This window comes from Agromyces luteolus, assembly GCF_009729855.1.
Classification (GTDB): domain Bacteria; phylum Actinomycetota; class Actinomycetes; order Actinomycetales; family Microbacteriaceae; genus Agromyces; species Agromyces luteolus.
Genome location: NZ_WODA01000012.1, coordinates 45,343 through 57,688 on the forward strand (window position 1 = coordinate 45,343; position 12,346 = coordinate 57,688).

Below are 12,346 nucleotides of genomic sequence, written 5' to 3' on the forward strand. Positions count from 1 at the left end.
GATGCCTCGGACAATCTCGACTTGATCACGAATTCCTTGCCGTGATCGTCGCTATCGCTTTTCGACAGTACCCGATTAGCTCGACCTACCTCGAGCCGTCTCGGGTCAAAAGTGTTGGATAAACGTGCGCGGATCAAGTCATCGACCCTGGCTTGACTCCGACGGTCTATCACGCGATTTGGATGCGCTAGTCTCCGAGTTCGACCTCGACGCGGCCGCGGCCGGGCCCGCGACCTCGACCTGCCGGCGTCTCAGGTAGAACGTCTCCCGCGAGTTTTCTGCTCATGGCAGAACGTCGGCACCACCTCGCGCGGCGCATCCGGTGGCCACGGCGTGATCGCGAGCCGGACACGAGGATCGACTGGCTCGTTACGGCTCATCCCCCAAACGTCGAGGAACTGTCACCACCAAACCACGTCGAAACGTCACCGATGCAAGATGCAGACCTCTCACTGATCTCCTGAGACATGACAGTTTTCGATCGGGCCCGCGCGCTCGCACCCTGGATGTGCTCGTCTTCAAGTTCGAGCTCGGTGGCAGAGCCCTCGAAGAGTCGCGTGTCCGGACCCGCTGGGAGGACTCAGTGGGTCCTGGCCATCACTCACCGGACAAGGGCATCGAGGTAGGGAATGACCGCAGACGGTTCCGGGAGAGCGAGCGTTTCTGCTCGCAGATCTAGAACGCGAGTACGAGTATCCGCATCACTATGGAGTTCCGCGATGGCATTCAGGATGTCCACCGGCGGCGCGGTGATCGGATCGAGGACGAGACCCACGCCGAGCTGCTGCACACGCTTGGCAGTGAATGGTTGGTCCGCGCCCATAGGAAAAACGATCTGCGGAGCGCCACCCAAAACCGATTGAAGGAAGAGTCCGCTGCCTCCGTGATGCAGAACGACGGATGCGTGTGGGACGAGGGCACCGAGGTCAACATACTGCTCGACGCGAACGTGCGAAGACTGGGGCCCGAAGCGGGCCGGGTCTAGATCGCGTCCCACGGCCACAACAGCCGGGAAACTCAACTCCGCGATTGCGGCCAGAATCCGGTCGAAGAGGTCGCCCGACTCGGTATTGAACTCGGTGCCGAGAGTTACCACGAGCGATCCATCGGGTTCAGGCTCACGTCCCGCATCGGGCCGCATCCACACGGCATCCTCGGGGGCAGGAAAGCGCGGATCCCGCATCATCGGCGCAAAGGGAACCACGAAGAGATCTCCCCGGTAGCGGATCGGTTGGGACAAACCCAACTCCGCGCGCAAGCGGTCAAGAGCATCTCCAATGCGATCCCGACGCACCAAAGCGCCGGAAGCGACCACCGAGACGACCACGACCGGAACACCCGCGCTTCTCCCCGCAGCCATTGCGCCAAAGTCCAGCTCGTCGCACACCACTAGGTCCAGGTCGGCCAACTCCGGCTCGACCGCCGCAGCCGACTGGCGAGCGGCCGCACCCGCGAAGTGGTCCGCTACAACCGACAGCTCAGCCTCGATGTTGACGGGCGCCAAAGAAGAGATCTCGTCGCTGAGCTCTGTTCGACGATCGGGCCGGGCCACGGTCCGCCGAAAGAGCTCCTCGGGGGCTGAGCGCGCGCCCGACGCTCGGCCAATCAGAGTGAGCTCGTGGCCCGCGCTGACGAGCGCTCGGAGGAGCGGGAGTTGTGGGATGAAATGACCAGCACCACCCACAAATGAGCAAAGCACCCGCATGCTGCCGACGATAACAACCGCTGCCACACGCGTCGATGCCGACCGACCACCGTCTCCAACAAACACGTTGTACCAGAGCCTGTTTGGGCGAGCGCGACGCGGCGCAACTTGAGCAGAACAACGGTTTCGAGGCTCAGTCTCGCATGTACGTGGATTGACCTCCGGCCCATCTCAGCGTCAATGTGTCCCCGAGTTGCACGCCATAGACCTCTTCGACGGCGGGCGGCTCGATCGAGAATGACATCTGTTCGAGAGTGCCGCTCGCAGAGTAGAGCTCCAGTGTCGAGCCGGACACGATGGCGACGCCCGAGTCCTGGAAGTCTGTGACGCTGTTCCTGCCCGTCCATACGTATGAGCCGTCCGCGGCGAAAGTAAGCCACCAGCCATCGCCGCCCGACCAAACGCCGACAAGCTCCGAAGGCACGAAGCCAGCAATATCTCCGCCCATACCATTGTCTCCAGCCTCGAACTCGTCGTCTTCGAACTGCTCCCCCTCGAAGTCGTCTTCAGTACCTGCTTCGTCACTTCCGTAGTCGGTCGAATCATCGAGTGAGTCGGAGCCATCATCGAACTGCTCGCCGTCATATGACTCGTCGACAGGCCGCTGATCGCCCGCCGGCTCGGGGTCTGGGACCATCGCACAACTGGAGAGTAGGGCAGTCTGTGCTAGTGCGGTCAGCACTGCAGCAACCGCGAGAGTGCGGGCGGGATGGTTGAGGTTCATTGCGGAACTCCCGTCTATGCGCCCAGCTGGGGGCAGATTGCAAAGCCGTACTCGCGGGCGAGCCGTCGGAAGTCGGTAGCGTGCTGCGTCATTTGCTCCAGCTCGCTAGCGAGCACTGCCTGGTCGATTGCGCCGCCCGAAAGCCCCCGCTGGAGGTAGTCGGTCACGCTATCCGTCGACATCCTCATGGATTCCAAGGCGTCGAGCGTCGGTCGCAGGATGCTGTAGTCAGCGTCACGAGGCGGCGCGATCGACTGCCACGTTCGCCACAGGTGATCCAGCGCCTGCGCTGAACTCCGCATGTCATCGATGATTCTCACGAGGTCCTCGGAAGATGAGACCTCACCGTCAAGCGCCAGCGTGGCGAAGAACTCGAGGTACTCCGCACACGAAGCGTCCACCTGCTCGATGTACGACAGGCGATCCTCCCGGGTACTCGGCTGCCCAACTGGATCCGGGTTGAGCCATGCGAACCACCCGATCACCAGCGCCGCCAACCCGACCAGGACGCCGGCGACAGTCCAGAACCTTCCGGTCTTGTGCGCCGTTGCCTGCGGAGTAGTCTGCGGTTCGGACATCTTGTCCCCTCTCTCGCTGCTAGCCGTCACGCATTTCGCGGCGTGAGGTACGGCGGTGAATTGGCACGTCACACTCTGACGCTCGTGCCAGCACTCCGCGTCCGCCGTTGGATGTCACTCCCCGTTCCATCTCGGGATGTACCCGAGTGCATCCATGGCGCTACTCGCGGATGCAGTCGTTTCCTGGTAGCTCGCAGACGACGCGCGCAGCTCCCCCGTGTCGCCAAGGGCGCGCCTGTGTTGCAGCCAAGAAACGCCCGGTTTCTCCGCGACCGATATCGGTCCCTCTCGAGCCAGGTGCAGAAGCGTGGCGAGTCAGCGTCTCTTGAGGAAATGCCGCTCGGCCTCACCGCGCCATCGCGTCCGATGTCAGTGGGAAGCGCGCATCGACGGTGAAGACGCCGTCGTCCTCTGACCAGTGCAGTTCACCGCCGGCGACTTGCACGCGCTCACGAAGACTCACCAACCCGTAGCCCCCAGACAGGTCGGAGGACGGCAAGCGTGCGCCCACCCCGTGATTGCTCGCGACTCGAAGCAGCACGAGTTCGTCCGCCCACGAGATCGAGATATCGACCTGCACCTCAGACCCAGCATGCTTCACGGCATTGGCCAACGCCTCGCGCAATACGCAGTAGGCCGCCCAGTCGACGCTTGATTCGAGACGGCGCGGCACGCCCGTTAGCTGCACCTCGATTCGGCCCACAGTCGGCCGGACTCTCTCCACCAAGTCCTCCAGGTCGGCTAGGCCCAATCGGCGCCCTGATTGCGGGTTGATGAGTGAGCCCTCGCCGTCGCCGAGCAGACTGATGAACCGTTCGAGCTCCTGCGCCGCCTCAACACCAGCCGCCTCGATCGCGGGCAACGCGTCCTCCGCGCGGGCCGGATCCCGTTCCATGATCCGCGCTGCCCCGGCCGCCTGAAGAACCATGACGGTGACGGCGTGGCCAACCACATCATGGAGCTCATACGCCAGTCGAGTCCGCTCCAACTCGACGGCCTTGCTCGCAGTCACCTCGTCAGCTTCGAGTTGTGCGATTTGACGTGCCCGCCTTCCTGCGAGAAAAGCCGACACCCAAACAGTGATCGCTACCAACGCGTGAGCTGAAAGGTTCTCGCGAAGGAGGTCAGGGTACTCGAGGGACGGCACAGCCAAGTACAACCAGGCGACCAAGAAGATCGGCAGCGAGACCCATAGCTTCGTATCGGCCGCTACTGCCGCCAGTGCTACCAAGACTGGTACGTACGCGGTGAAGCTGTCCCAGACGAAATCGCTGTCGTGGAACAGCACGACGCCGATCGCATGCCCGACGATTACGGCCACGAAGACGAGGACCGGGAACCGATGACGCCAGACCAGCACGCTGAATGCAACCACGAAGTACATGGAGGCGAGCATCGCTGCTGTGCCCTCAAGCGCGAGCAGTGTAAAGAACACGCTCGCTGCGATCGCCCCCACCGCAATCCAGACATCCGATCGGCTCACGGCCAACAGGCTCCGCGTCGTGCCAGCTCGGTCTCTGCTGTGGTCGGCGGGCTCACGCGGAACGAGGTTGGGATCATCGTGTAGGACGTGCAGAAGCCGCCGAAGCTCGTGCATGACTTCGATACCGGTTGCCTCGATCGCTGACAGTGCGATGATCGCCCGGTCGCGATCATGCTTGATCGCCCGGCGCGCTTCCGCTGTTTCGTCCCTCATTCGGTTCACGGCGGACCGAATGATCTCATTCAGGTCAAAGGCGATTTTCGACCGCTCCAGCTGTACCGCATCCCGGTCCCGCTCTTGCCGGTCTCGGAGTTCCCCGATGCGCTCATGATGGCGCCGTGCGAGGAGACCAAACCCCCAGGCGAAGCCGCAGGCCACCGCGCTCAAGAAGATGTCCCACTCCGCCGATTCCGGCCATACCACCAAGACGAACGCGGCCAGGGAAACGAAGCCAATTAACAAGCTCAGCAGAGAAGCCCGCAGCGGGCGACGTGCTGCCGTGGCCCCGAGCGCTACAAGCGGACCAATCCAGACGAACTGCGCCGCCTCGCTGAGCACCTCGGCACCGAGCACCGCCAGCGCGATCCACAGCAGTACAAGCACGAGCACAAGGCAGATAATGGGTGCCTGCGAGCGCCAGAGGAGCGGCACCAGAGTAATGACGCACCACGGGATAGCGAAGGAGAGGTTGACGTGCGGAACATCACTCGTCACGAGAACGGCGGCGTAAAACGCGCCGAGAAGCGCGACTAGCGCGATGTCGAAGGGCCCGGGGACGGGTACGCGATGCCTCGCCATCGCCGGCGTTCGAACCGGCGTGTCCGGCGTGTCCGGCATGACGGCTCCCTCCGACGCGCCTTCGACACAGCCTCTCGAAATCGGACCGACTTCGCATCCATCCCGGGTTCGACCTGACTGATCGACCGTCAGATGTATGCGGCCGTGCACAGCCTCCGATTCAGCGACTCACTACGAATCATCGGCCGGTCGCATGGCCGAAGCCGATTTTTCGGCCCACCGCCCGGACCGCACCAAACCCGTCCTGAACGCGACGGAAACCGCCTGCGCCCGGTCTGTCAGACCCAGCTTGAGGAAGATCCGATGGATGTGCGTCTTTACAGTCGCCTCGCTCAGGAACAGCTCGCCAGCGATCTGCGTGTTGCTGCGACCATGCGCCATCAGGACCAGCACCTCCCGCTCGCGACGAGTGAGCTGCTCTAGTTCTACCGGCGTCGGCATGTGCGGGTCCGGACGATCTGCAAAGTCCTGCAGAAGGCCTCGAGTCACAGACGGGTCTAGCCACCCGCCTCCGTCCGCTAGAGCAGCGATCGCATCTGCCAAAACCGCTGGGGCAGAGTTTTTCAAGATGAAGCCGGACGCGCCGGCACGCAACGACGCACGCACCGCATCATTGTCATTGAAGGTCGTCAAGACCAGAATCGCCGGCACAGGGCCGCTCTCCTGCTCGAACCGGTCAGAAGTCAGTTGCCGCGTCGCCTCCGTGCCATTCATGACGGGCATTCGCAGGTCCATCACGACGACGTCCGGGAGCAGTACCGAGGAGATCTCGACAGCCTCCTGACCATTGGATGCCTCACCGACGACGTCGATATGCTCTTCGGCATCCAGCAGCATCCGAAGACCCGCCCGGATTAGACGCTCATCGTCCACCAAGACGACGCGAATCGGCGTCCCGCGAGCGTCCTCACTTGTACCCATTACAGTCCCCCCGAGGTTGTCTCAGTATCTCGCTGAAACCGCTATCCGGCCAAGCCCGGCGCAAGAGACTGACCCGTACGCCTCCGAACGCTCGCTGCATCGACGGCGTCAACGCCGGAGTCGAATCCTCGCTAGGGCGTACGCCGCACTTGCGTTGCGCAACGTGGGGCCTCAATCGGTGCGTTCATGCACTCAGGCGCCGTTCAACACGGCCGCGCGCGCATGAGACTCCTCCTCTGGGTTGAGCGGAGAGTCACAACCCAGGGTCGACGCGAATGGGGCGCCTGCGCGCCACAGTGTGATGAGTCAGACCACGGCCAAAGACGCCGTGGGGAGACGCCACGATCCGTGGGAGGTCCCGATGCAACAAGACACTGCAGTACTGGCACGAGGGGTTGGGCCGAAGGAACCTGAACTCACCGAGCAACTCGTTGCGTACGCTGCAAGCACGGTCGCCCATCTCGCCGGTCCGCCGACATGGTGGCAATTCGACGAGTTCACGCGAGTCGCCATCAAGCGCTGGAACGACAGCAGTCGATTTGAACGGCGCAAGAACCAGCAGATCATTGAAAAGTGGGCAGCTGACTGGGTATGGGTTTCCCAGAACCCCTATGGACGACACCTGGAGGCGACGCATCGGAGGCTCTCGCGCGACCGCAATGGCAACTTGGTGGGGCCGGTAGTCTGGGCGTTGCATCAGGACATCCAGGATCGTCTCAACTTCGTCATCACTTCGGGTGCTTTCAAACTGAACCGGCAGGCTGCTTGGGCACTTCTGGAGGCTGCGTCGGTGACCCTGCAGGTTGTCCACAATGGGGTCTTTCCCAAACGACCGCCGGCAGCTACCAATTTGCTGGAAGCCACCGAGGCAGTGGCACAGTTCTGGCTTGAGATCGAGCGGCAGGGTGCCGCCCCAGATGCGTTGGATGCTCCCCGGTGGTGGTATCTGAACTGGTCAGGCCATCGCGTAATCGACGATGGATTCATCGCCGCCCACCCGTCTCTCGTTCTCATGTGCAACGGCGACGACAAGTTCCGCACTGCATGGCCGGCCGCCGTAGAACGCATGGAGAACGAACGGCGTCGCCAGATTGCCGAAGCGCGGCGACGGCGGGAGGCCGAGCAGGCTCAAAGCGGATATGGCCACGCCTCGCTACGTCCTGGCGCTGCCATTCGACCGACGTACGCCGGTTCGCGTGGATCGGGCGTGGTGATCGCGTCGGAGTACGACCTCTTCCCGCCGCTTCCGGGTGCCGAGCCGTGGTGGATCATCCCAAACAAGCATTGATGACCGACGCGACGCCTATCGCTGGGCGAAAGTCACCGTTGCTCTCTGGAGGCCGAAGTCCTGCTGCGAGGCGTCCGGTGCGGTCCACATGCACGCATTCACGACGTGACTTCCCGACCGAGTGGGCCAGATCGACCCCACCGGTCACAGGGAGCTGACCTCGATCGTGCCGACCTCGCCGATGGTGACCTCTCAGGAGCCCTCGTCGGCTGCAGCGTCGTCGGGCGCGGGAAGCGTGTCGATGAGGGGAGATCGTCAACGGCAGTCTACCCGTCCGCACCGACGCGCTCAGACGCCTTGCGCGGGTCGAGCTCCCGCGCGAAGAACGAGGACGCCGCCAACATAATCTCGTTCGCCCGCTTCAGCTCACGGTTCTCAGCCTCGAGCTGCTTGATCCTCGCCGCGTCCGACGACGACGTGCCCGGCCGTTCGCCCGCATCGATCGCGGCCTGCTTGCACCAGCCCCGCAGCGTGTCCGGATTCACGCCCGTGCGCTGTCCGATCCGCACGACTGCCGCGTTCAACGACAGCTTCGGATCCTCCTTGCGCGCCTCCTGCACGAGCCGCATGGCCCGCTCCCGCAACTCCTGCGGATACTTCCTCGGTACCGGCATAACCCTCATCCTCTCGGGGAATCAGGCCCTCCACGAACCCCGGGGCGCTTCAGCTCGTATCGGATTGCACGGGTCCGGCGTGCCGGGAGCCCGGTGGCCTGGTCCAGGTGCGCCAGCAACGGCATCCGGTACCGGCGCAGCACCCGCCACACCTGGGACGGGTGCAAGCCCAGCCGGTACGCGATCTGATGCGGCCCCCACCGGCGGGTGAAGCGCAACGCGATGATCCGCCGTTCGGTGCGTCGGTCCAGCCGGGCCGGTGTCCGGTGAGGCCGTGAAGAACGGTCCGTCATCGGTAGGCCGGCACCGTACCGGTCGGTCCACTTCTTCGCTGTCGCGCGAGAGACCTGATGTCGTTCCGCGGCTCGAGCGAGGGTCCACCCATCGTCGACGACGGTCCTGGCCAGGCGAAGCCGTCCCTTGGGCGTCAGAAGCGCGTTAGCGTGCGTCACGAAGACCTCCGGTGGCTGATGCGAGTGTGGTAACCCACATCGTCCCGGAGGTCTTCGCTACATCACACGTTCACAACGTGCCGGGGAACTACATCTAGCCGCCGAAGTACGGCGCACGATTATGTCCCGTTCGCGTGCGGTTGTGGATCCTGAAGGAGAAGCTCCTGCGCGTCAGGGCGGGTTTGAACGTGGCTTCGACCGGCATCGATCGGGTGGTCGGCAGCGTGGCGGCTCGCGAATCCCCGTCGGCTGCTGTCCTACTGCGCGTTCTCGACAGTGAGGTGCTCCGTCCTGATCGGAATGTTGCTGTCAGCATGGAAGAGCTTGGCAGTGACGACATACGCGCCCCCCGCTTTGAGGTCCGGCACCCAGAGGTCCAACGTTCCGTCGTCATGATCCGTCGTTGCCCGGATGTCGTATTCCACTTCGCTGGCCGCCCATTCACCAGGTACTGGCGGGCCGCTGATCGACCATGTGAGGACGAGCGGAACCCCGGCGAAGCCATCGAGCGTGTAGTTGACGGTGACCGTGTGTCCCAGCAGGTTGAGGACGCCGTCACCTTGGGTTGTCGCCACGGCACTGAACATCTTCGCCAGTCGTGCTTCAACCTCTTCGGGCTGCAATTCGGGACGGTCCGGGTCGTTGGCGTCGACAGCTCTCGCTGGAGAAACCGGCACAATATTCAACGACTTCACATCCTCGACGGTAATGCCGTACGTTGCCTCGAGCGGAGCCACAGCATCCGGACCGCCGGGATTTTCAGGGGCTGGGTCCGATCGTGCGTTCGGATCTGTCGGCGCTGCGGAATCGGGCGCCAAGGGGTCCGGCTCGGGGTCTGGCGCGATGGGGTCCGGGTCCGGCGTTACCGGGTCCGGATCCGGTGCGGCGGGATCCGGGTCCGGTGCGATGGGATCCGGTGTGTTGGGGTCCGGTGCCACAGGACCCGGGTCCGGAAGTATCGGGCCGAGAGGGTTGGTTGCGAGGTCGGTGACCGTATCGCGGTCGCCTGGGCTCGAGGCGACATCGGAGGTGGGCCATTCGCCGACCAGGATGACCGCCATCTGGCCGGACTCAGATCGGGGTGCTCCCGTGTCAGTCCCTGAGTCCTCGGCCTCCCTCATCGAGGTGTACTGCTGGAGGGTCATCGGCGCACCGAGGGTGACCGCGAGCGACGCCTGGTCAGCCGGGTCTTTGAACAGGTTGAACACCCCGAACACCGCGATGATTACCGAAGCCAATGCTCCGATACCGAGGATGACTGCCCATCCTCGGTTCCAGAAGGTCCTGGTTTTCTTTTCGGAAGGCATGGTGCACCACCCCGTGGGCCTCGTGGCCGCCGTTCTGGGACGACGGCGACTGCGACCCCCTTTCCGCCCAGCATCCTCGCGTCGGTGAAGCTCGTCAACAGGGCCTGCACCGACATGCGCCCGTGCAGTACTGGAACGCACGCTGCCTGCCATGGCGTTCCAGACATCGTTCCGTCGGTTGGACCCGCTGGCAATCATGTCGTGACACTGGCACTCGTGGATGGGCGTGACGGGTCGACCACGACGTCTGGCCGATGCCGGGGTGCTGCGCCGGCTGGAGCGGTGCGCGCACGGCCTGGCCGGGAGTAGCGTGTGCCTGGTGGAACGGTCGGGGCCGGCACTCGGCTTGACCCCCCGGCTCGAGGCGCGGCCGGGGCTGCGAATCCTGTCCTTCCTAGCCCTGCTCCCTGCGAGTGCCGTCGAGCTCGATGCGGCGATAGACCGGGCGGTCGCTGACAACCCGCTGCTCGAGCGAGTTCCGTGGCGTTCCTGCCCCACGTGCGGGCTGGCGACGGTGGCTGACCGCTGCGCCGCCTGCGCGACGGCCCACTGGGACTTCGAGCCCGAGGCCACCGTGGATTGGCGGGGGGATCTCCTCCGTGACGCGGCGGCCGAGCTGCCGGCCACTCTGCGCCCGGTCCTCGAGCTCGTAGTTGCGGCGCTCGACGACCACGGGCTGATGCCGGTCCCGCCGGATGCCCCCGCGGACGCCGTCGCCCTCGTCGTTGCGGGTCTGCGCGCTATTGGCCCGCCCGGTATCGCGGCCCGCTCCCGTGTCGACTGCGTACGCGTCCAGGCGGCAGCGCTTGTGGCCGACGGCGAAGTGCCGCCGATCGTCCAGGAGCTCGCAGACCGCTGGCTCGCGGAGGTCGCGGACGAGAGGTACGCCGACGTGGCGGCCGCGACCGGCACGACGGAGGCGGCTGTCCGTGGAGCCGTGGAGGTTCTGCGGGCGCGCACCCGGCCGTACGTCGCGCTCGCGGGTGGCGGGGCCCGCAGCTCCCCGACCGACGTCGTGTTCACGCAGCCCGAAGGGGGCGGACCGCTCGTCGCCCACGTCGCCGATGCCGCCGCCGTGGGCCTCGTCGTGGTGCCGGACCTCCTGGTGCAGACGCTCGAGGCACGCGCCTGGGTGGCGCCTCACAGGGAGGCCGCGCAGCGTCTGTTCGCAGCTGTCGCGGCGCGCGGGCACATGCTGCAGCGGGTCGCCGACGAGCTCGCGGTCCGACAGCGCGGCTTCATCCTGGACGGACCTCAGGGGCACGCACATCTGCGCCGCCAGGAGGTCGCTGCCGCGCTCGAGGTGCACCCGTCGACTGTCGGTCGCGTCGTCACTGGCAAGGTGACACGCTGCCCCGACGGCCGGCAGGTACCGATGGCCGCCTACTTCGGTGCCGTGACCTCCACTCGGGTCCGAGTCGCGATGGCGCTCGAGCAGAACCCCGGCGCCAGCGACCGCGAGCTCGCGGAGCTCCTGACCCGCGTCGGCGACCCGATCGCGCGCCGCACTGTCGCGAAGTACCGCGCCCTCGTGACGAAGCCGGCTTCGCCCATGCGCTGACCCGGTGCCGCTCAAGCGAACGTCAATTCGCTCGACTCGCCGGAGCGCCGCCGGGTAGGCGTGGCACGGAACTTGCATGGATGTGGGCAGAGCCATCGACCGACAGGAGACACCCATGCACGACATCGACCGCGCCATGTTCGAGCTAAGCGGCGAGACCGGCGAGACCGGCTACGAGACCTACGAGTCCCAGGAGTACGGCGCCGCCCAGGAGTACGAGTCCTTCGAGGCCGGCCACGAGGCCGAGGCCATGGAGATGGAGCTGGCCGGTCGGCTGCTCGAGGTCAGCGGTGAGGACGAGCTCGAGGACTTCCTCGGCAGCCTCGTCCGCTCGGCGACCTCGGCGGCCCGCAGTTTCGCCGGGTCGGCCGCAGGACGGGCCCTCGGCGGCGTGCTCAAGAACGCCGCTCGGCAGGTCCTGCCCCAGGTGGGCGGCATCGTCGGCTCCGCGCTCGGCGGCAGCACCGGCGGCCAGCTCGGCACCGCCGCCGGACGCTGGCTGGGCGGCCGCTTCGAGCTCGAGGCGCTCTCGCAAGAGGACCGTGAGTTCGAGGTCGCCCGCGCCTTCGTCCGCACCGCGCAGGACGCCGCGAGGATCGCCGTGCGTACGCGCCAGCTGCCGCCCCGACAGGCGGCGACGCAGGCCGTGGCCACCGCCGCCGGCCGCCACCTCCCCGGCCTGGTCCCGGTCGTCCTCGGCGGCGGCCTCCAGGGCCGTCGCACGTCCGGGCGCTGGGTGCGCCAGGGCCGCCGCATCGTCATCTACGGCGCCTGAGCGCCGCCGGCAGAGCACCGTTCCAGCCTTTCCAGCCGCCTTAGAAGGAGTCAACTGATGAGTGTCCACGAATCGTTCGAGTGGGAGCAGCCCGAGCTGCACGAGTCCTACGAGTGGGAGCAGCCCGAGCTGCACGAGTC

At 65.4% G+C, this 12,346-nt stretch carries 10 protein-coding genes and 1 pseudogene; 3 read left to right on the forward strand and 8 right to left on the reverse strand.

Features of this window, described 5'->3' with window-relative positions; translation table 11 throughout:
- Positions 1–601: 601 nt before the first annotated feature.
- From GLX25_RS07245 to GLX25_RS07265, 5 genes are all read right to left on the reverse strand, one after another.
- Complete coding sequence (locus GLX25_RS07245; protein WP_155841679.1) at positions 602–1,552, reverse strand: glycosyltransferase; 951 nt, start codon at positions 1,550–1,552, stop codon at positions 602–604.
- 286 nt (positions 1,553–1,838) lie between these two features.
- Positions 1,839–2,342, reverse strand: coding sequence for a hypothetical protein (locus GLX25_RS07250; RefSeq protein ID WP_155841680.1), 504 nt, complete (start codon positions 2,340–2,342; stop codon positions 1,839–1,841).
- Positions 2,343–2,443: 101 nt separating this feature from the next.
- The gene (locus GLX25_RS07255) at positions 2,444–3,007 is read right to left on the reverse strand and encodes a hypothetical protein (RefSeq protein ID WP_155841682.1); all 564 of its coding nucleotides are present in this window, start codon (positions 3,005–3,007) and stop codon (positions 2,444–2,446) included.
- Positions 3,008–3,353: 346 nt separating this feature from the next.
- The gene (locus GLX25_RS07260) at positions 3,354–5,327 is read right to left on the reverse strand and encodes a sensor histidine kinase (protein WP_155841684.1); all 1,974 of its coding nucleotides are present in this window, start codon (positions 5,325–5,327) and stop codon (positions 3,354–3,356) included.
- 132 nt (positions 5,328–5,459) lie between these two features.
- A complete protein-coding gene (locus tag GLX25_RS07265; RefSeq protein ID WP_155841685.1) occupies positions 5,460–6,209 on the reverse strand; it encodes a response regulator transcription factor in 750 nt (249 codons plus the stop codon).
- A gap of 361 nt (positions 6,210–6,570) precedes the next feature.
- Here GLX25_RS07265 and GLX25_RS07270 point away from each other — a divergent pair, with 361 nt between their 5' ends.
- Positions 6,571–7,497 (forward strand): hypothetical protein, encoded by a 927-nt coding sequence (locus GLX25_RS07270; RefSeq protein WP_155841687.1) that lies wholly within the window; start codon positions 6,571–6,573, stop codon positions 7,495–7,497.
- A gap of 266 nt (positions 7,498–7,763) precedes the next feature.
- On the opposite strand, the gene GLX25_RS07275 is transcribed toward GLX25_RS07270, so the two are convergent.
- The 3 genes and pseudogenes from GLX25_RS07275 to GLX25_RS18325 form a co-directional block, all read right to left on the reverse strand.
- On the reverse strand, positions 7,764–8,111 hold the full coding sequence (locus GLX25_RS07275; RefSeq protein ID WP_166548572.1) for a transposase: 348 nt from the start codon (positions 8,109–8,111) through the stop codon (positions 7,764–7,766).
- 38 nt (positions 8,112–8,149) lie between these two features.
- Positions 8,150–8,563: pseudogene (locus GLX25_RS07280) on the reverse strand (helix-turn-helix domain-containing protein); the annotation flags it as partial.
- A gap of 257 nt (positions 8,564–8,820) precedes the next feature.
- Positions 8,821–9,870: a hypothetical protein gene (locus tag GLX25_RS18325; protein WP_166548563.1), complete on the reverse strand. Its 1,050-nt coding sequence runs from the start codon at positions 9,868–9,870 to the stop codon at positions 8,821–8,823.
- 319 nt (positions 9,871–10,189) lie between these two features.
- Here GLX25_RS18325 and GLX25_RS07295 point away from each other — a divergent pair, with 319 nt between their 5' ends.
- Both GLX25_RS07295 and GLX25_RS07300 read left to right on the forward strand, forming a co-directional pair.
- Positions 10,190–11,431 (forward strand): RNA polymerase factor sigma-54, encoded by a 1,242-nt coding sequence (locus GLX25_RS07295; RefSeq protein ID WP_166548573.1) that lies wholly within the window; start codon positions 10,190–10,192, stop codon positions 11,429–11,431.
- A gap of 115 nt (positions 11,432–11,546) precedes the next feature.
- Positions 11,547–12,206 carry a hypothetical protein gene (locus tag GLX25_RS07300; RefSeq protein ID WP_155841694.1) on the forward strand — a complete coding sequence of 220 codons (660 nt, stop codon included), beginning with the start codon at positions 11,547–11,549 and terminating at the stop codon, positions 12,204–12,206.
- Positions 12,207–12,346: the final 140 nt, after the last annotated feature.